The sequence below is a fragment of the Streptomyces sp. NPDC054872 genome (assembly GCF_053610705.1).
Map to the genome: position 1 here is coordinate 280,138 of NZ_JBSGYY010000007.1, position 25,930 is coordinate 306,067.

Below are 25,930 nucleotides of genomic sequence, written 5' to 3' on the forward strand. Positions count from 1 at the left end.
CTCAACCCCCCGCCGCTTCCGCCCCCTTCGGCCCCGGCCGGGAAGAGCAGCTCCGCGCGCTGTCGCAACGCCTGTGCCCGCGCTTCCGCCGAAGCATGTCGGCGCCGGGTCGCCCGACCGCGGGCATGGCGATATCGCGCGCGGTCGGCTGGAGTGCGGCCGCCTTGAGCGCGGGAGGTGGAGACGCGACCGTCCGACGCGGGGCCTCGCCCCGGTCCGCTCGTCGCGGCAGATGTCCGTGAAAGTGATCGAAGTGCCATGCCGACGACGCTAGGCACCGCGGCGGAATCAGGTTGATCTTGCTCAATTCCCGTGGATTACCCGAGGGTTGTGGATAACGCCGTCACCCACACGCGCTCCCCCACTCACCCACACCTGCTCCCTCACCCACACTCCAGCCCCTGCAACCCCCAGCCCCTCACCCTCACCAGGGCGAAACCACAGCCCCCAACAACCCCGGCCCGGTATGCGCCCCGATCACCGCGCCCACCTCGCTCACATGCAGCTCCGCGAGGCCGGCCACCCGGTCCCTGAGGCGGTCCGCCAAGGTGGTCGCGCGGTCCGGGGCCGCCAGGTGATGTACCGCGATGTCCACGCGGTCCGACCCGGCCCGCTCCACCACGATCTCCTCCAGGCGGGCGATGGCCTTGGACGCCGTCCGCACCTTCTCCAGCATCTCGATGCGCCCGCCGTCGAGCTGAAGCAGCGGCTTCACGGCTAGGGCCGATCCCAACAGGGCCTGTGCGGCGCCGATCCGGCCGCCTCGGCGCAGATAGTCCAGCGTGTCGACGTAGAAGTACGCGGACGTGTTCGCGGCTCTCTTCTCCGCCGCGGCCACCGCCTCGTCGACCGAGCCGCCCGACTCGGCGGCCTCCGCCGCCGCGAGGGCGCAGAAGCCGAGGGCCATCGCGACCATCCCGGTGTCCACCACCCGCACCGGTACCGGCGCGTCCTTCGCGGCGAGCACCGCCGCGTCGTACGTGCCCGAGAACTCGGCGGACAGATGCAGCGAGACGATGGCCGTCGCGCCCGACTCGGCGACCTTGCGGTAGGTCTGCGCGAAGACTTCCGGGCTCGGCCGAGAGGTGGTCACGGAGCGCCGTTTCTGCAGGGCCAGAGCCAGGGAACGGGCGGAGATCTCCGTGCCCTCTTCGAGAGCCTGGTCACCGAGGACCACGGTCAGAGGTACCGACGTGATCCCGTGCCGCTCCATCGTCCGCTGCGGCAGATAGGCCGTTGAATCCGTGACGATCGCGACATGACGGGACATGCGGTGGAGATTACCTGCCTGGGCCCGACGGCGGCAGCCCGGCCCCTGGCCCGGGCCCCTGCCAGACCCTGTGGGTGACAGTCTGCCAGCCGCGCTCGCGGCCGTGCCGGGTCGCCCGTGCGGTCACGTGGTGCTCTCGGGCCTGGCCTGCTTCTCCCAGGGATAGGTGGGCCGCGGCGTGGGCGGCGTGATGGCGGGCCGTGCGGACTCCTCCGCCGACGCGCCAGGCCCGGCCTGGTCCGCCGACTCCGCCCGCTCCGGACGCTCCGCTTGCGCCGACGGCTCCGTCCACGTCTGCTCGGCCCCCTTGCCCGCGTCCCCCGCCTGCTCGGGCTCGGGCCACGCGGGGGGTGCCTGCGTGGGCGCGGGCTCCTTCGTCCAGTGCCGCAGCGCGCCCGTCTCCAGGTCGATCTGCGAGCTCAGGGATTCCAGGTCGTCGTCCGCGAACCGGTGGGACCGGTCACGCACCGCCCACCGCAGCGAGTCCGCCGACTTGGTGATCTGCGCCGTACGCTCACGCAGCGCCGGGAGCCGCGTGGCCAGAGTCGTCCTGTCGGGGTCCCGCTCCAGGCGCCGGAGCTCGTCGTCCAGCTCGTGCCCGTGCGCGCTCAGCCGCTCGAAGAGGCCCAGGGACTCCTTCAGCGAGGCGTCTTCGACCACGCCCGCCTGCAGGGCGTCCTGCGTGGCCCGCATCGACGTACGCAACTTGAGCCGCAGCTGGGCCAGTTCACCGGCCGCGCCCACCTGCGCGAAGCTCTTCGCGCGAAGCGTCGTGTCCTCCACCGACCGGCGCGCCTGCGAGATCGTGCGGTCCACGCCGCGCTTCGCGGCTCCGACCGCCTTCACCGTCATGTACGCACCAAAGACGACAAACAGCAGGACGAGCAGTGCCACGATCACGCCCACGGCTTCCATGACGCTCCTCTCAGGTCCTGCGGCTGGTTCCGCACCGACTCTTCAACGGTAAACGCAAAGAGCAGGCCGAGGGTTCCAGCGGAACCCCCAACCTGCCCGTAGGGGACTACCCTCATGCCCCCTCGCACGCGTTCAGCGCCCGGCATTACGCTCGCACGCGTTCAGCGCCCGGCATTACGCCGGAACGATGTTCACCAGCTTCGGCGCCCGAACGATGATCTTGCGGATGCCGGCGCCGTCCAGCGCCGCGACCACCCTCTCGTCGCCCAGGGCCACCTTCTCCAGCTCCTCGTCGGAGATCGCCGGGGAGACCTCCAGACGCGCCCTGACCTTGCCCTTGATCTGCACGACGCAGGTCACGCTCTCGTCCACGACGTACGCCGGGTCGGCCACCGGGAAGTCCTGGTGGACGACCGAGTCGGTGTGGCCCAGCCTGCGCCACAGCTCCTCGCCGACGTGCGGGGCCAGCGGAGCGATCAGCAGCACCAGGCGCTCGGCGACCGAGCGCGGCAGCGTGCCGCCCTCCTTGGTCAGGTAGTTGTTCAGCTCGGTGATCTTGGCGATGGCGGTGTTGAACCGCATGCCGTCCAGGTCCTGGCGCACGCCGTCGATCGCCTTGTGCAGGGCGCGCAGCGTGCCCTCGGCGATGTCGGACTCCGCGACGTCGGCGACCGTGACCTCACCGGTCGACTCGTCGACGATCAGGCGCCACATCCGCTGCAGCAGGCGGTACTGGCCCACCACCGCGCGCGTGTCCCACGGGCGCGAGACGTCCAGCGGGCCCATCGCCATCTCGTACAGGCGCAGGGTGTCGGCGCCGTACTCCTCGCAGATCTCGTCCGGGGTGACGGCGTTCTTCAGGGACTTGCCCATCTTGCCCAGCTCGCGCTTGACCGGCTCGCCCTCGAAGAAGTACTGGCCGTCGCGCTCCTCGACCTCGGTCGCCTGGACCGGGAAGCCACGGCTGTCGCGGTACACGTAGGCCTGGATCATGCCCTGGTTGAACAGCTTGTGGAACGGCTCGCTGGACGAGATGTGCCCCAGGTCGAACAGCATCTTCGACCAGAAGCGGGCGTACAGCAGGTGCAGCACCGCGTGCTCGGCGCCGCCCACGTACAGGTCGACGCCGCCGGTCGGCTGTCCCTCGCGCGGGCCCATCCAGTACTGCTCGACGTCCGGGTCGACCAGCTTCTGGTCGTTGTGCGGGTCCAGGTAGCGCAGCTCGTACCAGCACGAACCCGCCCAGTTGGGCATGGTGTTGGTCTCGCGGCGGTAGCGCTTCACGCCGTCGCCCAGGTCCAGCTCCACGTTGACCCAGTCCTCGTTCCGGGACAGCGGCGTCTCCGGAGAGGTGTTCGCGTCGTCCGGGTCGAAGGTGCGCGGGGAGTAGTCCTCGACCTCCGGCAGCTCCAGGGGCAGCATCGACTCGGGCAGCGAGTGGGCGACGCCGTCCTCGTCGTAGACGATCGGGAAGGGCTCGCCCCAGTAGCGCTGGCGGCTGAACAGCCAGTCGCGCAGGCGGAAGTTGACGGTGCCCTCGCCGATGCCTCGGGTGGCCAGCCAGCCGGTGATGCGCGCCTTGGCCCCGGCGACGTCCAGGCCGTCCAGGGAGATCTCCGGGTTCGTGGAGTTGATCAGCTTCGCCTCGTACGAGGAGAAGGCGTCGTCCCACGTCGCGGGGTCGGTGCCGCGGTCGTCCGCGGGCTCGACCACACAGCGCATCGGCAGGTTGAAGGCGCGCGCGAAGGCGAAGTCGCGGCTGTCGTGCGCCGGGACGGCCATGATCGCGCCGGTGCCGTAGCCCATCAGCACGTAGTCGGCGATGAAGACCGGGACCTGCTCGCCACTGACCGGGTTGGTGGCGTAGACACCGGTGAAGACACCGGTCTTCTCCTTGGCGTCCGCCTGGCGCTCCACGTCGGACTTGGACGCGGCGAACGCGCGGTACTTGGCGACGGCCTCGGCCGGCGTGGCGTGCCCGCCGGTCCACGTCTCGTGGGTGCCTTCGGGCCAGGCGTCGGGGATGACCTTGTCGACCAGCTCGTGTTCGGGCGCCAGGACCATGTAGGTGGCGCCGAACAGGGTGTCCTGGCGGGTGGTGAAGACGGTGATCGCGTCGCCGTCCTCGGTGCCGACGGGGAAGTCGACGCGGGCGCCTTCGGAGCGGCCGATCCAGTTGCGCTGCTGCAGCTTGATGGCCTCGGGCCAGTCCAGCGCGTCCAGATCGTCGAGCAGGCGGTCCGCGTACGCGGTGATGCGCATGTTCCACTGGCGCAGCTTGGCCTTGAAGACGGGGAAGTTTCCGCGCTCGGAGCGTCCGTCGGCGGTGACCTCCTCGTTGGCCAGGACGGTGCCCAGGCCGGGGCACCAGTTGACGGGCGCGTCCGACGCGTACGCCAGGCGGTACTCGCCGAGGACCTCCGCGCGCTCCGCGGCGTCCAGCTCGCTCCACGCGCGCGTGGTGCCGGGAACCTCGCGCTCACCGCTGTCGAACTGGGCGACCAGGTCGGCGATCGGGCGGGCCTTCCTGGCGTCGGTGTCGTACCAGGAGTTGAAGATCTGTACGAAGATCCACTGGGTCCACTTGTAGTAGTCCGGGTCGATCGTCGCGAAGGTGCGGCGCTTGTCGTGGCCCAGGCCCAGACCGCGCAGCTGCGCCTTCATGTTCTCCATGTTGGCCTCGGTGGAGGCCCGCGGGTGGGTGCCCGTCTGCACGGCGTACTGCTCGGCGGGCAGGCCGAACGCGTCGAAGCCCAGCGTGTGCAGGACGTTGTGGCCGTTCATCCGCTGGAAGCGCGCGAAGACGTCCGTGGCGATGTAACCCAGCGGGTGGCCGACGTGCAGGCCCGCCCCGGAGGGGTACGGGAACATGTCCATGATGAACTTCTTGGGCTTGGCGACCAGCGCGGCCTGCACGTCACCCTTCGGCGCCAGGTCACCGCTCGGGTTGGGCGCCTCGTACGTGCCGTCGGCGTCCCAGAAGTCCTGCCAGCGTGCCTCGATCTCGGCGGCCAGGGCGGCCGTGTAGCGGTGCGGTGCGGCCACCTCGGAGGCGGCAGCAGAATTCGTCTCGCTCATGATCCTCAAAGCTCCATCGATCGTCTCTGCCTGCGGAAATGACCGTCCCGGCCAAATGAAAAAGCCCCTCACACAGGAGGGGACGCCGCGCCGATGCCGACCGCGATTTTCCGGCGGTCGGGACTGATCAGCGCGGCCCGCTAAGCAGAAGGCGTACGGCACGCATGGCGTCAGGGTACCGCAGCGCCCGCGTGGCCCGCGACGACGTTCCACCGGGCCGCCCGACGCCGCCGCGCGGTGCGCCGGCGGACCGGATGCCCACCTTTGGCCAAGGGTTACCCCGCGTACCGACCGCTATCGGGGCAACACCAAGATCGCATCGCTTTTAGATAACGACGCAATAACTCAAACCGCGTACTCGCCGGTATGAGGACACTTAGCATGCGGCGATCGAGCCATTTCGGAGTCGCCCCCATGAACCCTCTGAATCCTCACCGCAAGAGCGACGCAAGCCGCACCACCCGCACCACTCGCGACACACGCACCACCCGTGCCGACCGCACCACCCGTGCGAGCCGCAAGAGCCGTTCGTTCGCAGCCTTCCCCGAACCGAGCAGAACCACGCGCGGAGTCCTGATGACCGCCGCGCTGCTTCTCATACCCCTGCTCGTGATCATCGGGAGCGACGCCTTCCGCGCCGCACTCGACTTCACCACCGGCGTCCTGTCCCTGGTCTCCCTGACCGCCGCCGTCGTCTGGGGCCTGGTCGCCACGGACCGGCTCTTCCTGCACTCCCGTCAGCGACTGCTCGCCCAGGCCGTGCACCGGGCCACCGCGGTCGCCTCCATCGGCTTCCTTCTGCTGCACGTCACCGTCAAACTCGCGCTCGACCACGTATCGCCGGTCGGCGCCCTCATCCCCTTCGGGATGGGCTTCTCCGGCAGCGACGGATTGATCGGCCTCGGCTCGCTCGCCGGGCTCCTCATGGTGGTCACAGGCGTCACCGGGGCTCTTCGCAGCGCCTTCGCCTCACCGGCCCAGGTCGCGTCACGCTGGCGCGCGCTGCACATGCTCGCCTACCCGGCCTGGTGTTCGGCGCTGATCCACGGCCTGTACGCGGGACGCGCGCCCAAGCCGTGGGTGCTCGTCCTGTACTGCCTCTGCCTGGTCGCCGTCGCGGGCGCGGTCGCGCTCCGCGCGTCCCCGCTCCCGATCAAGCGGAAGGTGGCCGCCCAGATCCTGGCCGTCCTCGAACCGGAGCGCAGGGCGGGCGGCAGAGACCCCGTACGCCGGGACACCGCCGAGTCCCCGCTCCCCGGCACGGCCGCCGCTCCCGGCCGTGCCCCCGAACCCGGGCCCGGCACCACCCCGGTGGTCGGCATCGCGGCGGCCTACCGCGTCCTCGCCTCCACCAACCAGCCCACCGAGGTCACGGAGGTACTGCCGCACACCGAGCCCCCGGCGCCCCGCTGGCCGTCCCCGTCCCCGCCACCCCCGGCCGAGGCCCCGCACATCCCGTACGACGACACCACGTACGCCTACGACACCCACTCCACCGCGTACGGCTCGGAGGACCCCGGCTACCGCTCGCACGACACCGCGTACGACCCGACGTACGGCGCGGCCACCGACCCCTCGTACGAGGTCCCGTACCAAGCTCCGTACCAAGCCCCGTACGACAACGGCCCCGCCACTGAACCGCTGCCCCACACCTTCCAGGCGCCGAGTTCGGGCGAGCCCTGGAACGCCGCCACCGGAGGCCCCAAGTGAACGCGTCGCTGCCCGACGTCCCCGAAGTCCGAGTCGTCGGGCTTCCGCTCCTGACCTCGGGCTTCGACCTGGTCGAGCGCCTCGATCTGGCGATGCACCTGAAGGTGCACGGCCCGCTCGAACCCATGGCGGGCGAGTCCCTCGCCTCCCTCTCGGAGGCCATCTCGCTGCGCGGCAGGGGCGGCGCGGGCTTCCCCTTCGCCAAGAAGCTGCGCTCGGTCGCCGACGCGGCGATACGTCGCGGCGTGCGCCCCGTGGTCGTCATCAACGGCAGCGAGGACGAGCCGGCCTGCCGCAAGGACACCGTCCTGATCAACCGGGCCCCGCACCTCATCCTCGACGGCGCTCTCCTTGCCGCCGAGGCCCTCGGCGCCCGCACCCTCGTCGTGGGCGTCACCCGGGACTCCACCGAGTCCTCGATGCTGGCCGCGCTCGCCGAGCGCGGCCTGACGAACCGGCGCGGATCGAGCATCCGCGCGCGCGTGCAGCGCAACCCGGTGCGCATGGTGACCGGCGAATCGTCGGCCCTGGTGCGTTCGGCGGACGGGGGCCCGCCCATGCCGCCGGGACGCAAGGTGCGCACCTCCGAATCCGGGGTGGGCGGCGCGCCCACGCTCCTGTCCAACGCGGAGACCTTCGCCCAGCTCGCGGTCGCCGCCCGGATCGGCGCCGACCGCTATTGCCGCACCGGCCTGCGGGACGAGCCCGGCACGGTGCTGCTCACCGTCTCCGGAGCCGTCGCACGGCCCATGGTGGTCGAGGTCCCCACAGGAGTGCCCCTGCGGTACGTCCTGCAGCTGGCAGGCGCACCGCCGCTCCCCCAGGGCGTCCTGACGGGCGGCTATCACGGCAAGTGGCTCGACGCGGTCACCGCGCACGACGCGGTCGTCTCACGCGCCTCCCTGGAGGCCTGCGGGGGCGCGCTCGGCGCCGGCGCGATCCTGCCGATCGGCACCGGCACGTGCCCGCTCGGGGAGGCGCTGCACGTGGCGAACTGGCTGGCCTCCGAGAGCGCGGGGCAGTGCGGCCCCTGCTATCTGGGCCTTCCGGCGGCGGCCCGCGGCCTCGCGGACGTCCTGGACGGCGGCGGTCCCACGGCCCTGGAGGCGCTGCGCGAGGTGACACGGGCCGTGAAGCGACGCGGCGCCTGCAAGCACCCGGACGGAACGGCGGCGTTCATCGACTCCACGATCTCCGCGTTCACGGACGACCTCGCCGCGCACGTCCTCGGCGGCGGCTGCGGCCGCCCCGTGGAGGGCGTCCTGCCCCTCCAGGCGGAGACCCCGCAGGCCGAGGCGCCCAGCGGCCGCAGGCTCGCCGTCGACTGGACGCTCTGCCAGGGCCACGGGCTGTGCGCGGACATCGTCCCCGAGCTGATCCAGCTGGGCCCCGACGGCTTCCCCGGTGTGGCCGAAGCATCCGTACCGCGGTACTCCGAAGCGCGCGCCGAGCGTGCCGTACGCCGCTGCCCCGCGCTCGCCCTGCGCATCGAGGAGGACCCGTCCGTGCCCTCGCCGCGCACGGCACTGCCGCTCGCACTGCCGCCGGGCAGAGGCCGTGGCCGCAGGGCGCTCGGCAGCGGGCGACAGTGACCCGCAGCTAGAGGCACGGTGAGACACACGAAAGCGGGCCACCCGATCCGGGTGGCCCGCTCTCATCTGCTGTGGAGCTAAGGAGAATTGAACTCCTGACCTCCTGCATGCCATGCAGGCGCTCTACCAACTGAGCTATAGCCCCTTGCTTGTCCGCCCGATTCCCCCGGCGGCTTCGCCAACATTACACGGTCCTCCCCGTGCTCCACCAAATCGTTTCCGGTCTGTACGGATAAGGCCGGTACTGTCTGCCTTCGTGACCGTGATCGCGCTTGTCGGCGCCCACCGCCGCGTACCCCTCGCCGCCGGGGCCTGCCTGCTGTCCTTCACGGCCTTCTGGCTCGCGCAGCGCGCGGCGGACGTCTCGATGATCGACCTGATGGTCTACCGGGCCGAGGGCGAGACCGTGCGCGCGGGCGGCGATCTCTACGCGCTGCGGACCACCGAGGCCCATCTGCCCACCACCTACCCGCCGTTCGCCGCCCTGCTGTTCACGCCGCTGACGCTCCTGGACACGGCGGCGATGCGCACACTGGCGACCGTGGCGAACCTGCTCCTCCTCGTGGCCTTCGCCCACCTCGCCCTCCGTCTCGTCGGGCCCGCCACGGACACCGGGCACGCGCGCGTGAAGACCGCCCTGTGGGTGGCCGCGCTCGCGGTCTGGGCCGAGCCGGTGTGGACGACCCTGCGGTACGGCCAGATCAATCTGCTGCTCGCCGTCCTGGTCCTGTGGGATCTCTCCCGCAGGACCGGCCACCGCTGGGCGGGCCTGGGCATCGGCATCGCGGCCGCGATCAAGCTCACGCCCGCGCTTTTCGCGGTGTTCCTGCTGCTCACCGGCGCCGCGGAGGCCGCGCGGCGCGGGCAGTGGCGCGCACCCGTACGGCACGCGTGCGTGGCGGGCGTCTCCTTCGCCGGCGCGACGCTGCTCGCGGCCGCCGTCCTGCCGTACGACTCACGGCGCTTCTGGACCCACATGATCTTCGAGGCGGGCCGGGTCGGGCTCCCCGAGGACACCGCCAACCAGTCTCTGCGCGGGGTGCTCGCCCGGCTCCTGCACACCGAGGAGCCCGGCGTCTGGTGGATCGTGGCCGCGGCGGCGGCCGGTGCGCTCGGCCTGACGGTCGCGGTGCGCGCGGCGCTGCGCGGGGAGCGCGCCCGGGCCGCGGTGAGCTGCGCGGCGACGGCGCTCCTGGTGAGCCCGGTGTCGTGGTCGCACCACTGGGTGTGGTGCGTGCCGATGGCACTGCTCGGGTGGACGGAGGCGGTGCGCCGGGGCGGCCGGGCCCGGTGGGCGGCCACCGGCGCGTTGGTCCTCGTCTTCTGCTCGTACGCCCTGTGGTGGGTCCCGCACGGCGTGGGGCGGCTCGAACTCGACCAGAATTATGGCGAGATGACGCTGTCAGCCCTCTACGTAGGGACCGCTTTCGCGTTCCTGCTGCAAGGAGCGGGACGCCGGGCCCTCCTGAGGATCAGGCGAGATCAAGCCGTGGCGAAGGAGTAGAAGCGCTTGAGCGTGCAGTGTTCGTCGAGCAGCCGGCCATAGATCGGCTCCCCTTCGAGTTCGCGGTACGTCTCGATGGGGTCGCCTTTTATGATCAGCGCCCGCGCGCACTCCTCGCACCAGTACTGGTAGTCCTGGTTGACCGGTTCCATGTCGCGGACGATCGGCGTGCCACTGCCGCACCAGTCGCACTTCCGCCTGTGTGCACCCATCGATCAGCTCCAGCTGCGGCCGCAGGCCGTGCACACGTACGAGACACCGCCGTTGTCGCCGAGCACTTGGGCGACATGGGACGAACCGCAGGACGGACAGGTGAGGAGAGGGATCGCCGCGAAGGGAGAGGCAGCGCGTCGTCGCGCGGCCACTGCGATGGGGCCGTCTGCCCCATCGAGGATGCTCGCAGGCATCGCTCTCCCTCCCGTCGGGTCACAATCGGTGGTCTGGTGCGGTCCCCTTCCGGCTGTCCGATTCTGCCACGGCCTGAGCGACCTGGTCAGCGACGCAGTCGTACCAGTCCGGACACGGCACCCAGTGCGGCCGCCCCGGCCAGGGCGTATGTGCACACCAGAAGAGCGTCCGCGGATGAATACGCCCCCGGAGGCCCCGGTGACTCAAGCCGGTTGAGGAAAAGTGCGCCATAACACGCGACGCCGATCAACTGGCCGAGCTGAGCGACCGTCGACAGGAGGCCACCGGCGTCAGCGGCGTCCTCGGGCCGCACCGTGGACAGCGCCCGGGTCAGCGTCGGGCTGAACCCCAGCGAGAGACCCGCGCCCATGGCCACGAAGGCCACATACAGCCACGGTTCGCCCTCCCCGCCGTCCCGGAGCAGCAGCCCCACGGCGACCGCCGAGACCGCCGTGAGCGCGAACCCGCCGGGTATCAGTGCCCGTTGGAGCACCGCCGGCCAGCGGCGCCACGTCAGGCCGACCGCGCCGAAGACCACCGCGGTCGGCGCGAACGTCAGACCGGCGCGCAGCGCGCTGTAGCCGAGGCCGCCCTGGATGTGCAGCGTGAGCACGAACAGGAAGCCCGCGTTGACGCCCATCACCGCGGCGATCCGGAAGACGGCGAGCCCCATACCGGGGATGCGCAGGACCCTCGGCGAGATCAGCGGTGCGCCACCGCCGCGGGCGAGCCGGGACTCGTACGCGCAGAAGAGGGCGAAGAGCGGCAGCGCGGACCCGAGCGAGAGCCAGGACCACAGCGGCCAGTTCTGCTCCTGGCCGAGCACCAGCGGCACGGTGAGCAGCGAGACGGCGGCGCCGAGCAGCACGAGTCCCGGCAGATCGAGCTCACGCGCCCGCCGCATCTGCCCCGCAACCGCAGCCTCAGCCGAATCCCCGGTGGCGCCCCCGTCACGAGGCAGCACGCGCCTTGCCGTGATCAGCAGGACCACGCCCACCGGCACGTTCACCAGGAACACCGGACGCCATCCCGTGCCGAACAGGTCGGCGCTGACCAGGACACCGCCGAGCACCTGCCCCGCGGCGGCCCCGACGGCGAGCGTGGCCGCGTAGGCGCCGAGCGCCTTCGTCCGCGCCTCCCCGGTGAAGTTGCGCTGGATCAGGCTGAGCACCTGCGGGATGAGCAGCGCGGACCCCGCGCCCTGCAACAGCCGGAAGGCGATCAACTCGCCCGTCCCGCGGCTGAGTCCACAGGCGAGCGAGGCGACGGTGAAGACCGCGAGGCCGATGAGATAGACACGACGGTGTCCCAGGCGGTCACCGAGCCGCGCACCGGTGATCAGGAGCACGGCGTACGTGATGGTGTAGCCGGCGATCACCAGCTGCAAGCCCGCGCCCGATGCGCCCAGTTCGGTGCGGATGGTGGGTGCGGCGACATTGACGATGAAGACGTCGAGCAGCGCCATGAACTGCGCGGCGATGACGACGGCGAGCAGCCGCCCGGGGCGATTGTCGGTGCCGGGGGCTTTACTGGATGCGGGGCTCGAACCAGCGGGTCCCACCGCGGTGGGCGGGGATGTGGTTGTCATGGCACCGAGCCTGGCGGCGAGTTGGTACGGGTAACGAGAGCCCGCCGATGCTGGTACCGGCAGCACCTGGCAAGGCCCGGGGCGAGGACCGACCATGGGGGATGTGACGACGATGGGGACGACTCAGCGACGGAGGCCGGAGCTCGCCGCCTTCCTGCGCGGCCGCAGGGCCAGGGTGACACCGGCCGACGTGGGCATGCCGCCCGGCCTGCGCCGCCGTACGCCGGGCCTGCGCCGCGAGGAGGTCGCCCAGCTCTCCGGTGTCGGCGTCACCTGGTACACCTGGCTGGAGCAGGGCCGCCCGATCAACGCGTCGGCGCAGGTCCTGGACGCCGTGGCGCGCACGCTCCGGCTCGACAAGGCGGAGCGCGAGCACCTGTACCACCTGGCGGAGGTTCCGTACGAGCCGGTCCGCAGGACCACGTCCCCCGCGGCCGTCGGCCCGGAGATCCAGGGCATCATCGACGCGCTCGACCCCCACCCGGCGGTGGTCTACAACGCGCGGTACGACATCCTCGCCACCAACCCCGCCTACCGGGATCTGTTCTTCGTCCCACAGCTGGCATCCCTCGGCACACCGAACGTGCTGTGGACGCTGTTCATCGCACCCGATCCCGTCTGCCCGCTGGTCTTCCGGGACGAGGAGCTGCCGGTGATGGTGGCCACACTGCGCAGTTCGTACGGCCGCCATGTGGGCGAGCCCGCCTGGGAGGACTTCATAGGCCGGCTGTCCGCCGCGAGCGCGCACTTCGCCGAGCTGTGGGAGCGGGGCGACGTGGCGCCGCCGGGGCCCCGTGTGAAGACGTTCCGGCACGAGGCGGTCGGAGAGCTGCGGATGACGTCGGTCTCGCTGTCCATCAACGGCATGCCGGAGTGCCGGATCGTCGCGTACACCCCGGACGACGAGGAGAGCCGTCGGCGGGCGGCCGAGCTCCGTGAGCTCAGGCCACCGGAAACGGAGGGATCCCGCCCTCTGATGAGGACGGGATCCGGATTGTGGAGCTAAGGAGAATTGAACTCCTGACCTCCTGCATGCCATGCAGGCGCTCTACCAACTGAGCTATAGCCCCTTGCGTTCCTCCCGCTCGGCGGGCGAACAAGAAGAACTTTAGCCTGCGCCGGGCCGGAATGTGAAATCCGGGTGACAGGCCCTCCCCGGCCCTGTGACCAGCGGCTCTCGCACCTGCCCGGTCCGGGGCGGGCTAGTCGTCGTCGCCGAGCACCGGCTCCGGCAGCGTGCCGGCGTTGTGCTCGAGGAGGCGCCAGCCCCGCGCGCCCTGGCCGAGCACGGACCAGCAGCAGTTGGAGAGCCCGCCGAGGCCCTCCCAGTGATGGGACTCCAGGCCGAGGAGGCGGCCGATGGTGGTGCGGATCGTGCCGCCGTGGCTGACCACCACGAGCGTGCCGTTCTCCGGCAGCTTCTCGGCATGGCGCAGCACGATCGGCGCGGCACGGTCGGCGACCTCGGTCTCCAGCTCGCCGCCGCCGCGGCGCACCGACTCGCCGCGCTTCCACGCGGCGTACTGGTCGCCGAAGCGCGCGATGATCTCGTCGTGCGTCAGGCCCTGCCACTCACCGGCGTACGTCTCCTGGAGACCCTGCTCGTGCAGGACGGGGAGGCCGGTGAGGGCCGCGAGCTCGTTCGCCGTGGCCGCCGCCCGCTTGAGGTCGGACGCCACGATGGCGTCCGGCTTCAGCGAGGCGAGCAGCCGGGCGGCGCGCCTGGCCTGAGCGACTCCGGTGTCGGTCAGCTCGATGTCCGTGGAGCCCTGGAAGCGGCGCTCCAGGTTCCAGGACGTCTGGCCGTGCCGCCACAGGATGATCCGGCAGCCGCGGCTGGTCAACGAAGCTCACCGTCCAGATCGGCTGCCTCCTCCGCGGCGCGCTGCTCGGCGTGCTCGGCGGCCTTGCCGCGGGTCGCGACGGCGTCCGCGGGGAGCTCGATCTCGGGGCAGTCCTTCCACAGGCGCTCGAGGGCGTAGAAGACACGCTCCTCGCTGTGCTGGACGTGGACCACGATGTCCACGTAGTCCAGGAGGACCCAGCGGGCTTCGCGGTCGCCCTCGCGGCGCACCGGCTTGACGCCGAGCTCCTTGCTGAGCCGCTCCTCGATCTCGTCGACGATCGACTTGACCTGGCGGTCGTTGGGTGCGGAGGCGAGCAGGAAGGCGTCCGTGATCGACAGCACGTCGCTGACGTCGTACGCGATGATGTCGTGCGCGAGCTTGTCGGCGGCCGACTGAGCGGCGACCTTGATGAGCTCGATGGAGCGGTCCGTGGCGGTCACAGTTGAGCTTCCTTCAGGTGGTCAAGACACCCCAAGGGTCTCACGGACCGCCGAGAGACCTCCCGCCGTTCACGCGACGGCGCTGTCTGCTGCGTCACCCCGGCCGGAAGAACCCCCGGCCGGGGCCGCTGCCGTCATCCCGCGTCGTAGTCCTGACCGAGGACGACCGACACATCGGCGTTCGGTGCGGTCTTGCCCTTGCGGACCGCGCCGTCCGGCAGGCCGAGGGTCTTGGCGACCTCGGTGGCCTGCGTCTTCTTGTCCGCGTCGGCGTACGTGACCTGCGATGTCGCCTGGGCCGTGGAGCCCGCGCCGCTGTCCACGAAGGTGTAGCCGCCGTTGACCAGCGAGATCCGCGCGTCCTGTCCCGCGCCCTTGCTGCCGGACGCGTTCTTGACGCCGACCCGTACGGCCGCGTCCTTGTCCGCGTTCTTGACCGCGCCGCCCAGGACGTTCTTGACCACGCTCGCGCCGGCCTTCTCCGAGAGCGTCCCGTCCTGCTGGACCGGGAGCATCTGGGTGGAGTAGTCGCCGCCCTTCGCGCGGTCGGCGAGCTTGGCGAGGAAGGCGCCGAGGTCCTTCTCCTTGAGGGACGGGTCCAGGATCTGGGCAAGCGACTGAACGGTGGTCGTCGCGGCCTGCGGGTCGGACGACAGCTTCCGCAAAACACCCTGCATGACCTGCCCGAACCGGTCGAGCTGCGCGGTCTCGGACTCGCCGGACGCGCGATAGGTGGCGTACGCGACGGCCATCGGGCCGCTCAGGGTCTGCTGCTCGCCCTTCTTCACGAGGGGCGCCTGACCCTTCTTGGCCTTGGGGTCGGGCACATCGGCGTCCGTGTCGATGTCGATGTTGCCGACCAGCTCGACGAGGTTGTTCAGGTAAGGGGTGTCGAGGCGCCAGGTGCCCTCGACCTGGGTGCCGAGCAGGCTGTCGATCGACTCGCGGGTGCCGGTGGAGCCGTCGTCGTCGACCGACTTGCCGAGCGTCGTCCCCGCGCCCTCGTCGTTCGTCACGGAGAGGGCGTTGGGCAGCAGGACGGTGGTGCCGCGCTTGGTCGTGGTGTTGTTCACCAGGAGCGCCGTGGAGGTGCCGCCCCCCTTGGTGTTGTGCAGGTGGACGACGATCACGTCGCGGTTCTGCGGTCCGGCCGCCGCGTCGCCGCCGCCGGCCGCGTCGTCCGACAGGCCGGGCAGCTTGCCCGCGTACCAGAGGTAGCCGACGCCGCCTGCGATCACGAGCGCGAGCACCACGACGAGGGCGACGACCCGGGAACGCCCGCGCCGCTTGGCCTCCTCGCGCCGCTCGGTGCGGCTCTCGGTGAACTTCAGCCAGTCGATGACGTCCTCGGACTCTTCGTCCGGCTCCTCGATGAAGGAGAACTGCTGGGTCTCGTAGGCGGGGTCGCGGCGCTGCGGTTCACGCTGCGGCTCGGCTTCGAGATCCGGCTCGGGCTCCGGTTGCCGCGACTGCTGCGGGATCCAGCCGGTCTGCGTCTGCTGGGCGGCCTGCGGCTGGGGCTGCGGCGCCTGCTGAGGCTGGTCGTAGGTGCCGTACGAACCGGAGTCGTACGGCGGGACAGGTGCCTGCTGCCCCGTCGCGTAGGGGTCGTAGCCGTAGCCCTGCGGCTGCTGGTACTGCTGCTGGGCCTGGGCCTGGGGCCCGTACTGGTCGTACGAGGCCGACGGCTGGGCCTGCTGCGGGGGCTGCTGCTGGACCTGCTGATACACCGGCTGCCCGTACTCGTCGTACCCGACGATCTGGTACTGATCAGCCGCGTACTCGCCCGCGTACGGGTCGCCGCCCGCATACGGGTCGTACTGTCGGTCGTTCACCGGTGCCCCTCTCGGCTCAATCGCCGCGGTACAGCTCGCGCTTGTCGATATAACGCACCACGCCGTCCGGCACCAGATACCAGACGGGGTCGCCCTTGGCGACCCGCGCACGGCAGTCCGTGGACGAGATGGCGAGGGCCGGGACCTCCACGAGGGAGACGCCGCCTGCGGGAAGTCCGGGGTCGGCCAGCGTGTGGCCCGGCCGGGTGACCCCGATGAAGTGCGCCAGGGAGAAGAGCTCTTCGGTGTAGCGCCAGGTGAGGATCTGGCCGAGGGCGTCCGCGCCCGTGATGAAGAAGAGGTCCGTGTCGGGATTGAGCGTGCGCAGATCGCGCAGCGTGTCCGTCGTGTAGGTCGGTCCGCCGCGGTCGATGTCGATGCGGCTCACCGAGAACTGCGGGTTCTCGGCCGTCGCGATGACCGTCATCAGATAACGGTCCTCGGCCGGGGACACCGCCTTGTCGCTCTTCTGCCACGGCTGCCCGGTCGGCACGAACACCACCTCGTCGAGGTGGAACTGCGCGGCGACCTCCTGGGCCGCCACCAGGTGTCCGTGGTGGATCGGGTCAAACGTTCCGCCCATGACGCCCAGGCGACGCTTGCCCTTGCTGGCCGGGCCGGTACCGGGACCGGTAGGCATGTCCTGCTCTCCCATGCGTGCAGACCCTACCGGCCCGGCGGACGGGCTCTGTTTCAGCGTCCGTTCGGTGGACGGCTCAGCGGTCCCGGTTGAAGCGCGTGGTGATCCACAGGAGCAGCATCAGCACGACGAACGCGCCACCGCCGGTGAGGTACGGGCTGAGGCTTGCGTGCTCGTCGACGTGCTTGCCCTCGGAGGCGAGGGTGACCAGCTGGGAGGCGGTGCTGTGGAGGCTCATCGTCGGCAGGACCTATCCGGAGGTGGGCGGGAACAAGGACTTCCGGGCCATCGTATGCGGGGGCACCGGCAGAGCTCACGCCGACTCAGCCGTTGTGGTCCGCGCGATCGTCCTCGCCGCCCCCGCCCCGGCGCCCGGCATCCGCGTCACGGCGCTCCGCGTCGGCTCCCTGGCGGTAGCCGCGCAGCAGGAACCACGCCACGAGCACACAGCCGACGACCATGACGATCAGCACGACGCGGAGCAGATTGCCCGCCCCCTGCTCCTTCGCGGCCAGGGCGGCCGCCTCCGTGACCCAGTGGTGGGCTGCGGCGCTGTGCTCCATGACGGCCATGACGGGCGACTCCATTCGCTGTGCTGCCCTGTCACGGTATCTCCGCCTAGGCTGGGACCCACCTCGGGGGCATGACTGGACGAGCATGGGGGATGGGGCATGACCGACGACAACGACCACGGCCTGCGGGACGGTGGGCACGAGCACGTGCCGAGCAGGCAGCGCAGGCGCTTTCCCGGCATCTCGTCACGGGCGTACGAACACCCGGCCGACCGTTCGGCCCTGGTGGCCCTGCGCAAGCTCAGCGGGTTCGACACCGTCTTCAAGGCGCTCAGCGGACTGCTCCCGGAGCGGAGCCTGCGACTCCTGTTCCTCTCGGATTCCGTACGGGTCTCCGACGCACAGTTCGCGCACCTCAACACCATGCTGCGGGACGCCTGTTACATCCTGGACCTGGAGAAGGTCCCGCCGATGTACGTGAACCAGGACCCGAACCCGAACGCGATGTGCATCGGCCTGGACGAGCCGATCATCGTGGTGACCACGGGCCTCGTCGAGCTCCTCGACGAGGAGGAGATGCGCGCGGTCGTGGGTCACGAGGTGGGCCACGCGCTCTCCGGCCACTCGGTGTACCGCACGATATTGCTCTTCCTGACCAGCCTCGCGCTCAAGGTCGCCTGGATCCCGCTGGGCAACATGGCGATCATGGCCATCGTGACCGCCCTGCGCGAGTGGTTCCGCAAGTCGGAGCTTTCGGCGGACCGCGCGGGGCTCCTGGTCGGCCAGGACCTCAAGGCGTCGATGCGCGGCCTGATGAAGATCGCGGGCGGCAACCACCTGCACGAGATGAACGTGGACGCGTTCCTGGAGCAGGCCAAGGAGTACGAGGCCGGGGGCGACCTGCGGGACTCGGTCCTGAAGATCCTGAACGTCATGCCGCGCTCGCATCCCTTCACCACCGTGCGCGCGGCCGAGCTGAAGAAGTGGGCCGAGACCCGCGACTACCAGCGGATCATGGACGGCCACTACCCCCGCCGCGACGAGGACGGGGACACCTCGGTGTCCGACTCCTTCCGCCAGTCGGCCTCCAGCTACGCCGACGACGTACGCAACAGCAAGGACCCGCTGATGAAGCTGGTCAACGACCTGGCGGGCGGCGCGGGCGACCTGGGCGGCAAGCTGCGCGGCAAGTTCACCGGTCCGAACCGGGGTGACACGCCGCCGTCCGACGAAGCGCGGTAACCCTCAGAGCGAGGGCTGGGCGGTCGCCGAGAGCGAGCCGCACAGCGCCGTGGCACCACCCGTCGCGTACGGGTCGGTGCCCGCGGGGCCGCCCGCCTTCGCCTTCTGCCCGGCGAGCAGCGGGCGCAGCCGGTCGGCGGCGTCGGCGGAGCAGGTGAGCGGCCCCGCCTGCATGTACGACACGAGCAGCTCGGCCTGGCGCATCCGCAGGTCGTCGCGGTCGAAGCGGAACTGCAGCTCACGCCGGACGGTGAAGAGCGATGCCTTGGCGTGCTCCCCCTCGCCGGCCGGGCGCAGCGCGTAGACGAACGTGTGGTCGGAGGTCACCTCAAGGGTGTTCTTGTCCGTCTCGGCGGCGCGCAGGGTGCCGTGGACGCGGATGCCGGGCGAGGCGAGGGACGTCTTCGTCGGGTCGAAGCGCACGAGCCAGCCGGTGGGGGCGTGCCGCCCGTCCGCCGCCGGGTGCGCGAAGCTCTCGTCGAACTGGTCGAGCTGCCGCGGGTCGAGCAGGATGCGGGCGGAGCGCACGGCGCCGCCGGTGAGGACGTCCGGGTCGAGCGAGGACTCGACGAGGTAGTCCTTGGCGGTGGTCAGCGCGGTCATCACCTGACTGTCCGAGAAGTGCGATGTCCGGTGCGCCGCGGGGAGGTTGATGCCGGACGCGCCCACCCGGAACTGCGCGGCAGGGCTGTGCGCGAACAGGTCGGCGGGTTTCTCGGCGCCGGGCACGGGCCCCGGCGGGGCGAGCGGGATGACCGTCATCCGCAGCGGTTCGGGGCGCTGGGCGACGGGGTTCTGGTACGGGTGGCGCACGCCCATGTAGATCGCGGTGCCGAAGGCGACGGCGATCAGCAGGACGAGGATCACGGCCTGTTTGGAGAGGTGCTTGTGGCGCGCGGGAGTGCGGCGCACCGCATGCGTGTGATCACTCATCCGCTCGTGCGCGGAGTACTCCTGGAGCCGCGCGGCGCGAACGAACGATTCGTCGAAGACGACGGATCGGTACTCGTCCTCACCACCGGCGGGAGCGCCCTCGGATGTCCCCTCGGGTGGTTCACCTGGCCCGCCCATACCTTCAGAGTAGGTCTCGGCGCGGTCAGGTAAACGCCCTGCTGCACGACAAGTTCTGACAACTTCTCACGGGACGCGGGGCGTTGCGGAGACCGGCGGCCTGCCGTACTCCGCGGAGGCCGACGGCTCCGTGGACACCGAGGGCGGAGCCGGGTCCTGGCGGCCCGTCGAGGCGCCTCGGTAGACCGCGGTGAAGGCGAGCGCGACCATGCCGATGCCCATCAGGAGGGCGAGCATCCAGGCGACGGGGCGGTGCCAGCGGTTGTGGCCCGTGTAACCCTGCCTGCCGTACCCGTGCTCGGCGAACTCACGGTCGTACACGTCGTCGAGGTCCGCGTCGTGGCCGAACTCGCCGGCGTCGTCGGGGCCGAAGCCCTCGTCGTAGAGATCATCCTCCGGGGAGTCGCGGCCAGAGCCCCGGGTGCGGGCCCGGCGGCTCTCGGCCTCGGACGCCTCCGCGCGCGCCTGGGCGGCGGCCAACAGCCGCTCCACCGCGGTGGGTTCATGGATCTCGGCGGCCTTGACGAAGGCCTCGTCGAAGACCACGGAGGCGAACTCTTCGTCCGCACCCCCGCGGTCGCGGTCGTCGTCGGGCTCCCCGCCGTCAGGAAACGACGGCGTGCCCCCCACGTCCTCCGGCACCCTTCCAGCGTAGACCGGAAGGGGCAATCTGGGCAGACGGTAAGGGAATTCGGCCCGGGCGGGAATTCAGCGGGTGTGGCCGTCGCCGGTGACGATGTACTTCGTCGAGGTCAGCTCGGGAAGCCCCATCGGGCCCCGGGCGTGCAGCTTCTGCGTGGAGATGCCGATCTCGGCGCCGAAGCCGAACTGGCCGCCGTCCGTGAAGCGCGTGGAGGCGTTCACGGCGACCGTCGTGGAGTCCACCAGCTGCGTGAAGCGGCGCGCGGCCTGCTGCGAGGTGGTGACGATCGCCTCGGTGTGCCCGGAGGTCCACAGGCGGATGTGCTCGACCGCCTGCTCCAGGGAGTCGACGATGCCCGCCGCGATGTCGTACGAGAGGTACTCGGTCTCCCAGTCCTCCGTGGTCGCGGGCACGACGGTGGCCTTCGAGCCGTCGGCGTAGGTGATGACCCGCTCGTCGGCGTGCACCGTGACCCCGGCCTCGGCCAGGGCGTCCAGGGCGCGCGGCAGGAACGCGTCGGCGATGTCGGCGTGCACCAGGAGCGTCTCGGCGGCGTTGCAGACGCTGGGGCGCTGGGCCTTGGAGTTGATGAGGATGTCGACGGCCATGTCGATGTCGGCCTCGGCGTCCACATAGACGTGGCAGTTGCCGGTGCCGGTCTCGATGACCGGGACGGTGGACTCCTCGACGACGGTCTTGATCAGCGAGGCGCCGCCGCGCGGGATGAGCACGTCGACGAGGCCGCGGGCCCGCATCAGCTCGCGCACGGAGTCACGGTTCTCGCCCGGCACGAGCTGGACGGCGTCGGCGGGCAGGCCCGCTCCGTGGACGGCGTCGCGCAGGACACGGACGAGCGCGGTGTTCGATTCGTACGCCGATGACGAGCCCCGCAGGAGCACCGCGTTGCCGGACTTCAGGCAGAGAGCGGCGGCGTCCACGGTGACGTTCGGGCGGGCCTCGTAGATGATCCCGACGACGCCGAGCGGGACGCGGACCTGCCGCAGGTCGATGCCGTTCGGCAGGGTCGAGCCACGGACGACCTCGCCGACGGGGTCGGGCAGGGCGGCCACGTCGCGCACGTCGGCGGCGATGGCGCGGACCCGCTCCGGGGTGAGCGTCAGCCGGTCGACGACGGACTCGCTGGTCCCGGCCTCGCGGGCGCGGGCGGTGTCCTTGCCGTTGGCCTCGATGATCTCGGCCGTACGGACCTCGAGGGCGTCGGCGATCGCCAGGAGCGCGTCGTCCTTCGCGGCACGCGGCAGCGGGGCGAGCGTCGCGGCCGCGCCACGGGCGCGGTAGGCGGCCTGGGCGACCGGCGAGAGGTTGTCGTACGGAGAGACCGGCGTGAGGGACGTCATGACCGCAGCGTAATGGGGAGCGGCCACGGTCCACCCGCTGTTTCAGCAGCCGAGACCACGGTGCTCACGTCGGCTCAAAAAGGGTGCACGCCCACCGGGGTCGCCGGCAGCGGGCCGTACCCCTCCGCGATGCGCTGGTGGTACGTGTCGCGGTCGATGACCTCGAGACCGACGATCTCCCACGGCGGGAGCTGCGCGCTCTGCCGGTGCTCTCCCCAGAGCCGGAGCGCGACCGCGGCCGCGTCGTGCAGGTCGCGGGCCTCTTCCCAGTACCGGATCTCCGCGTGGTCGGGCGCGTACCTGCTGGTCAGCAGGAAGGGGTGGTCGTGGGCGAGCTGTTCGAGGCCGCGCCTGACCTCCTTCAGCGGGGCTTCGCTCCCCGAGACGCTCAAGGTGACGTGCCACAGACGGGGCGCGTCCACCGTCTCGCCCTCCTGGCTCTCGTCCGTCTCTCCCGCCGCTTGCGTGTCACCGGTGTACGACGCCCCCGCGGCGACGCTGGTCAGGGACCGCTCAGCCGGCGCGCGGGACGACGCTCCCGGGCGCACTCGTCTCACGACGGCCTCCTCTACGCAATGGTGGTGCGGATACGCAATGGTCGTGCGGAAGTGTCTGGAACAAAGTTGAGCAGGCCAAGCGCCCCCGCGGGGCGGTTTTGGGGAGTTTCACCTCGCACGGGCCGGGCGGCGCACGGCGTTCGCGGCTGTTTTCGGCCGCGGCCGGGACCCGCGCAGGACTCAGTCGTGCAGCAGGGCGAGGTCGTCGCGGTGCACGACCTCCCGCTCGTACGCGGGTCCGAGTTCTCGCGCGAGATCCCTGGTGGAGCGGCCGAGGAGTTGCGGTAGCTCCTTGGCGTCGAAGTTCACCAGGCCGCGCGCCACGGCCCGCCCCGCGGTGTCCCGCAGCTCGACCGGGTCGCCCGCGGCGAAGTCGCCCTCGACCCCCGCGATCCCGGCGGGCAGCAGCGATTTGCGCCCCTCGACGACCGCGCGCACCGCCCCGTCGTCGAGCGTCAGCGCGCCCTGCGGCTCGGAGGCGTGCTGGAGCCAGAGGAGCCGGTCGCCGGAGCGGCGGCCCGTGCGGTGGAAGTACGTGCCGGTGTCGCGGCCCGCGAGGGCGTCGGCGGCCTGGCTCGCGGAGGTCAGGACCACCGGGATCCCGGCGCCCGCGGCGATCCGCGCGGCCTCGACCTTGGTGACCATGCCGCCGGTGCCGACACCCGCCTTGCCCGCGCTGCCGATCTGGACGTGCGCTATGTCGGCGGGGCCCGTGACCTCGGAGATCCGGGAGGTGCCGGGCTTGGCCGGGTCGCCGTCGTAGAGGCCGTCCACGTCGGAGAGCAGGACGAGAAGGTCGGCGTGGACGAGGTGCGCGACGAGGGCGGCGAGGCGGTCGTTGTCACCGAAGCGGATCTCGTCCGTCGCCACGGTGTCGTTCTCGTTCACGACCGGCAGCGCGCCCATCGCCAGGAGCTGGTCGAAGGTGCGGGACGCGTTGCGGTGGTGGGCGCGCCGTGCCATGTCGTCGGAGGTGAGGAGCACCTGCCCGACGCGTACGCCGTAACGCGCGAAGGAAGCGGTGTAGCGGGCCATGAGAAGGCCTTGGCCGACGCTGGCGGCCGCCTGCTGCCTCGCCAGGTCCTTGGGGCGCCTGCGCAGCCCCAGCGGCGAGAGGCCGGCGGCGATGGATCCTGACGAGACGAGCACGATCTCGCGCTCGCCACCGCTGCGGCTCTTGGCGAGCACGTCAACGAGGGCGTCAACGCGATCGGCGTCCAGGCCCCCCGCCGCGGTGGTCAGGGACGAGGACCCGACCTTGACGACAACCCTGTGGGCCTCTGCGATGCCCTGCCTTGCCCCAGCCAACGTACTTCCCCAATGATCCCGAAGATCCCATTCCCTGCCGGACAAGGAATCTACGCGAGTGAGCGTGGGGAGTGCCCATCCATTTCGAGGGACGGACCGAATACTCCCCCGAGGCGAAACGGGCCCCCGGGGTTCAGTACCTTTGCCCCTTTATCCGGTGATTGTCGTCACGGAAGATTGCTACAGGGCCACCGCACGTCATACGGTCAGTGGTCGCTTTCCTTGACTTCCCCCCGTCCGATCCCCCCGATCCCCCGCCAGGAGCCCAAGCCCGTGCCCTCTGCCGGACTCGCCCCCCGCCGCATCGTGCAGCTCACCGCGCTGTTCGCGATGTTCGCGCTCTTCACGGCCCAGCTGGTCAGCGCGCTGGTCCCGTATGTACCGGTGTTCGTCGCCGCGTCCGCGGCGAACCTCGCGCTCGACGTGTATCTGCAGTACAAGCAGCCGGGGCTCCTCTCCCTCCTTGGCAAGATCCGGTTCGATGTCACCGTCAGGCAGCTCCTGCGCGACATGCTGATCCTGGTCGGCCTGCTGCGCATCGACGGCATCGAGCCGCTGGCCGAGCAGTCGCCGCTGACGATCTCGCTGCTCGCCTTCTACTTCCTGCACTTCGGCTGCCAGGCCACCGCCATACTGGTGCGCCGCAGCCGCCAGCTGCCGATCGTCACGCGCAACATCGACGCGTCCGCGCTGCACCTGACCGCCGCCCCGCCGCGGATCCTCTCGCGCCGCCAGGCCCACCGCCTGCTGACGTTCTCGATCCCCGGCACGGCCGGCCTCCTGGTCACCGCCGCCACCACCGAGGCGTACTGGGGCGGCATCGGCCTCGGCATCTCCATCGCCCTGATGGGCATCGGCGCGGTCTACCTCGCCACGTGGCTGCTCCCCAAGAAGCGCGCGAAGAACGACGAGAAGGTCATGGAGTGGCTGGACAACTGGCTGGCCGACTACCAGCCGTCCGTCGCCATGTACTTCTCGGGCGGCTCCACGTCCGCGTACCAGGCGAACATGTGGCTCTCCACGCTCTCCAAGCTCGACGGCAATCCGCTGATCGTGCTGCGTGAGCGCTTCATGGTGCAGAAGATCGACGCGACGGACGTCCCGATCATCTGCTTCCCGAAGGTCGCGACGATGTTCTCCCTGGAGACCTCGACGCTGAAGATGATGCTGCACCCGGCGAACGCCGCGAAGACCTCGCAGGTGCTGCGCATCCCCACGATCAAGCACGCCTTCATCAACCACGGCGAGAGCGACAAGCTGTCCTCCTGCAACCCGTACGCGAAGGCGTACGACGAGGTGTGGGTGGCGGGCCCCGCCGCGCGCGACCGCTACCAGGCCGCTGACGTCGGCGTCGAGGACAAGGACGTGGTCGAGGTCGGCCGCCCCCAGCTGTCCCCGATCCTGCCGTCCACGGGCGCCCCCACGGGCCCGTTCACGACCGTGCTCTACGCCCCCACCTGGGAGGGCTGGGACGGCAACCCCGGCAACACCTCGGTGACCCTCGCGGGCGAGAACATCGTCCGGCACCTCCTCGCCGACCCCGGCGTCCGGCTCATCTACAAGCCGCACCCGATGACCGGCTCGCAGGACCCGCGCGCGGGCGCGGCCAACGAGCGCATCAAGGCGATGATCCGCGAGGCCACCGTCAAGCGTTCGGGCGAGCGTCCGGGCCAGGAGGCCCTGGCCGAACTGTCGCTCCGCACCGCCGAGTTGGACCAGCTGACCTCGACCGCGTTCCGCAAGAGCGTGGACGAGATGGAGCGGATGATGCTCCAGGGCACGCCCGACGGCGACCAGCAGACGGCGGTCGCCGAGGCGACGGCCGCGTGGGAGGCGGCGTACTGGGCCTCGTTCCCCGAGTGGGAGCACCAGATCATCACCACCGCGCGCCCCGCGATCTTCTCCTGCTTCAACCAGGCCGACCTGCTGATCAGCGATGTCTCCTCGGTCGTCTCCGACTGGCTGTCGAGCGAGAAGCCGTACGCGGTCGCCAACACGTCCGGCATGTCCGAGGCGGACTTCCGCACCGGCTTCCCGACGGTGAGCGCGGCGGCGATCCTCTCCCCGACCGCCGAGGACATCCCGGCCCTCCTGGAGGCCGTCCGCTCCCCAGAGACGGACACCCACGCCGAGGCCCGCGCGGCCCTCAAGGAGCACCTCCTCGGCCCCTCGGACCCGCCCTCCCTGGTCCGCTTCAACGAGGCGGCCCTCGCGCTCTCGGCCAAGGCCGACGAGCGCCGCGTCCGCATGGCCACGCGCATCGACGCGGAGATCCCCGGCCAGCGGGCGGCAGAGGACGCGGCGGAGGAAATGGAGTCCGACCCGACGGAGCAGCCGAACGGCACTGAGGACGCCGTGACGGCGTAGAGCGCCCCGAAGGGGCGCGGGGCTGTGACATGTGCGGCTCCTGTC

The 25,930-nt window shown here is 70.9% G+C and carries 23 protein-coding genes and 2 tRNA genes; 6 read left to right on the top strand and 19 right to left on the bottom strand.

Going from position 1 to position 25,930, the window contains the following annotated elements; all coding sequences use genetic code 11:
• Positions 1-424 precede the first annotated feature (424 nt).
• The 3 genes from ACWGIH_RS11795 to leuS form a co-directional block, all read right to left on the bottom strand.
• Positions 425-1,270 carry a DegV family protein gene (locus tag ACWGIH_RS11795; protein ID WP_453450823.1) on the bottom strand — a complete coding sequence of 282 codons (846 nt, stop codon included), beginning with the start codon at positions 1,268-1,270 and terminating at the stop codon, positions 425-427.
• A gap of 123 nt (positions 1,271-1,393) precedes the next feature.
• Positions 1,394-2,185 (bottom strand): hypothetical protein, encoded by a 792-nt coding sequence (locus ACWGIH_RS11800; protein WP_453450822.1) that lies wholly within the window; start codon positions 2,183-2,185, stop codon positions 1,394-1,396.
• A gap of 174 nt (positions 2,186-2,359) precedes the next feature.
• Entirely contained in the window at positions 2,360-5,263 is a 2,904-nt protein-coding gene (leuS, locus tag ACWGIH_RS11805) for a leucine--tRNA ligase (protein WP_453450821.1), read from the bottom strand.
• A gap of 414 nt (positions 5,264-5,677) precedes the next feature.
• Here leuS and ACWGIH_RS11810 point away from each other — a divergent pair, with 414 nt between their 5' ends.
• Positions 5,678-6,973, top strand: coding sequence for a cytochrome b/b6 domain-containing protein (locus ACWGIH_RS11810; protein WP_453450820.1), 1,296 nt, complete (start codon positions 5,678-5,680; stop codon positions 6,971-6,973).
• The gene (locus ACWGIH_RS11815; protein WP_453450819.1) at positions 6,970-8,565 is read left to right on the top strand and encodes an NADH-ubiquinone oxidoreductase-F iron-sulfur binding region domain-containing protein; all 1,596 of its coding nucleotides are present in this window, start codon (positions 6,970-6,972) and stop codon (positions 8,563-8,565) included. Before ACWGIH_RS11810 ends, ACWGIH_RS11815 begins: the two co-directional genes overlap by 4 nt.
• 72 nt (positions 8,566-8,637) lie before the next feature.
• Here the strand turns inward: ACWGIH_RS11815 and ACWGIH_RS11820 are convergent.
• Positions 8,638-8,710, bottom strand: a tRNA-Ala gene (locus ACWGIH_RS11820).
• A 111-nt stretch (positions 8,711-8,821) separates the two neighbouring features.
• Here ACWGIH_RS11820 and ACWGIH_RS11825 point away from each other — a divergent pair.
• The gene (locus ACWGIH_RS11825; RefSeq protein WP_453450818.1) at positions 8,822-10,069 is read left to right on the top strand and encodes a glycosyltransferase 87 family protein; all 1,248 of its coding nucleotides are present in this window, start codon (positions 8,822-8,824) and stop codon (positions 10,067-10,069) included.
• On the opposite strand, the gene ACWGIH_RS11830 is transcribed toward ACWGIH_RS11825, so the two are convergent.
• The 3 genes from ACWGIH_RS11830 to ACWGIH_RS11840 all read right to left on the bottom strand — a co-directional run bounded on the left by ACWGIH_RS11830 (position 10,048) and on the right by ACWGIH_RS11840 (position 12,065).
• The gene (locus ACWGIH_RS11830) at positions 10,048-10,281 is read right to left on the bottom strand and encodes a hypothetical protein (RefSeq protein ID WP_006137425.1); all 234 of its coding nucleotides are present in this window, start codon (positions 10,279-10,281) and stop codon (positions 10,048-10,050) included. The two genes, ACWGIH_RS11825 and ACWGIH_RS11830, sit on opposite strands and share 22 nt — an antisense overlap.
• A 3-nt stretch (positions 10,282-10,284) precedes the next feature.
• Positions 10,285-10,476, bottom strand: coding sequence for a hypothetical protein (locus ACWGIH_RS11835; RefSeq protein ID WP_453450817.1), 192 nt, complete (start codon positions 10,474-10,476; stop codon positions 10,285-10,287).
• A gap of 86 nt (positions 10,477-10,562) precedes the next feature.
• Positions 10,563-12,065 carry an MFS transporter gene (locus ACWGIH_RS11840; RefSeq protein WP_453450816.1) on the bottom strand — a complete coding sequence of 501 codons (1,503 nt, stop codon included), beginning with the start codon at positions 12,063-12,065 and terminating at the stop codon, positions 10,563-10,565.
• Between the two features lie 94 nt (positions 12,066-12,159).
• On the opposite strand from ACWGIH_RS11840, the gene ACWGIH_RS11845 reads away from it, so the two are divergent.
• Entirely contained in the window at positions 12,160-13,071 is a 912-nt protein-coding gene (locus ACWGIH_RS11845) for a helix-turn-helix transcriptional regulator (protein ID WP_453450815.1), read from the top strand.
• On the opposite strand, the gene ACWGIH_RS11850 is transcribed toward ACWGIH_RS11845, so the two are convergent.
• The 7 genes from ACWGIH_RS11850 to ACWGIH_RS11880 form a co-directional block, all read right to left on the bottom strand.
• A tRNA-Ala gene (locus tag ACWGIH_RS11850) sits at positions 13,063-13,135 on the bottom strand. The two genes, ACWGIH_RS11845 and ACWGIH_RS11850, sit on opposite strands and share 9 nt — an antisense overlap.
• 132 nt (positions 13,136-13,267) lie before the next feature.
• Complete coding sequence (locus ACWGIH_RS11855; protein ID WP_453450814.1) at positions 13,268-13,909, bottom strand: histidine phosphatase family protein; 642 nt, start codon at positions 13,907-13,909, stop codon at positions 13,268-13,270.
• Positions 13,906-14,352, bottom strand: coding sequence for a ribosome silencing factor (gene rsfS, locus ACWGIH_RS11860; RefSeq protein WP_361828200.1), 447 nt, complete (start codon positions 14,350-14,352; stop codon positions 13,906-13,908). The genes ACWGIH_RS11855 and rsfS overlap by 4 nt, the downstream gene beginning before the upstream one ends.
• Before the next feature lie 134 nt (positions 14,353-14,486).
• A complete protein-coding gene (locus ACWGIH_RS11865) occupies positions 14,487-16,187 on the bottom strand; it encodes an LCP family protein (RefSeq protein WP_453450813.1) in 1,701 nt (566 codons plus the stop codon).
• Positions 16,188-16,203: 16 nt separating this feature from the next.
• Positions 16,204-16,842 carry a nicotinate-nucleotide adenylyltransferase gene (nadD, locus tag ACWGIH_RS11870; protein ID WP_160504995.1) on the bottom strand — a complete coding sequence of 213 codons (639 nt, stop codon included), beginning with the start codon at positions 16,840-16,842 and terminating at the stop codon, positions 16,204-16,206.
• A gap of 61 nt (positions 16,843-16,903) precedes the next feature.
• Positions 16,904-17,065: a hypothetical protein gene (locus ACWGIH_RS11875; RefSeq protein WP_365817031.1), complete on the bottom strand. Its 162-nt coding sequence runs from the start codon at positions 17,063-17,065 to the stop codon at positions 16,904-16,906.
• A gap of 85 nt (positions 17,066-17,150) precedes the next feature.
• Positions 17,151-17,399 (bottom strand): hypothetical protein, encoded by a 249-nt coding sequence (locus ACWGIH_RS11880; protein WP_453450844.1) that lies wholly within the window; start codon positions 17,397-17,399, stop codon positions 17,151-17,153.
• Between the two features lie 99 nt (positions 17,400-17,498).
• Here ACWGIH_RS11880 and ACWGIH_RS11885 point away from each other — a divergent pair, with 99 nt between their 5' ends.
• Complete coding sequence (locus tag ACWGIH_RS11885) at positions 17,499-18,581, top strand: M48 family metallopeptidase (RefSeq protein ID WP_453450812.1); 1,083 nt, start codon at positions 17,499-17,501, stop codon at positions 18,579-18,581.
• A 3-nt stretch (positions 18,582-18,584) separates the two neighbouring features.
• Here the strand turns inward: ACWGIH_RS11885 and ACWGIH_RS11890 are convergent, their stop codons facing one another.
• From ACWGIH_RS11890 to proB, 5 genes are all read right to left on the bottom strand, one after another.
• Complete coding sequence (locus ACWGIH_RS11890) at positions 18,585-19,652, bottom strand: SCO2583 family membrane protein (protein WP_453450811.1); 1,068 nt, start codon at positions 19,650-19,652, stop codon at positions 18,585-18,587.
• Between the two features lie 66 nt (positions 19,653-19,718).
• Entirely contained in the window at positions 19,719-20,294 is a 576-nt protein-coding gene (locus ACWGIH_RS11895) for an SCO2584 family spore wall biosynthesis protein (protein WP_453450810.1), read from the bottom strand.
• A 66-nt stretch (positions 20,295-20,360) separates the two neighbouring features.
• Entirely contained in the window at positions 20,361-21,653 is a 1,293-nt protein-coding gene (locus tag ACWGIH_RS11900; RefSeq protein WP_453450809.1) for a glutamate-5-semialdehyde dehydrogenase, read from the bottom strand.
• A gap of 74 nt (positions 21,654-21,727) precedes the next feature.
• Complete coding sequence (locus ACWGIH_RS11905) at positions 21,728-22,210, bottom strand: hypothetical protein (RefSeq protein ID WP_453450808.1); 483 nt, start codon at positions 22,208-22,210, stop codon at positions 21,728-21,730.
• A 180-nt stretch (positions 22,211-22,390) separates the two neighbouring features.
• Entirely contained in the window at positions 22,391-23,518 is a 1,128-nt protein-coding gene (proB, locus tag ACWGIH_RS11910) for a glutamate 5-kinase (RefSeq protein ID WP_363211174.1), read from the bottom strand.
• Between the two features lie 273 nt (positions 23,519-23,791).
• On the opposite strand from proB, the gene ACWGIH_RS11915 reads away from it, so the two are divergent.
• The gene (locus ACWGIH_RS11915) at positions 23,792-25,885 is read left to right on the top strand and encodes a hypothetical protein (RefSeq protein ID WP_453450807.1); all 2,094 of its coding nucleotides are present in this window, start codon (positions 23,792-23,794) and stop codon (positions 25,883-25,885) included.
• Positions 25,886-25,930: the final 45 nt, after the last annotated feature.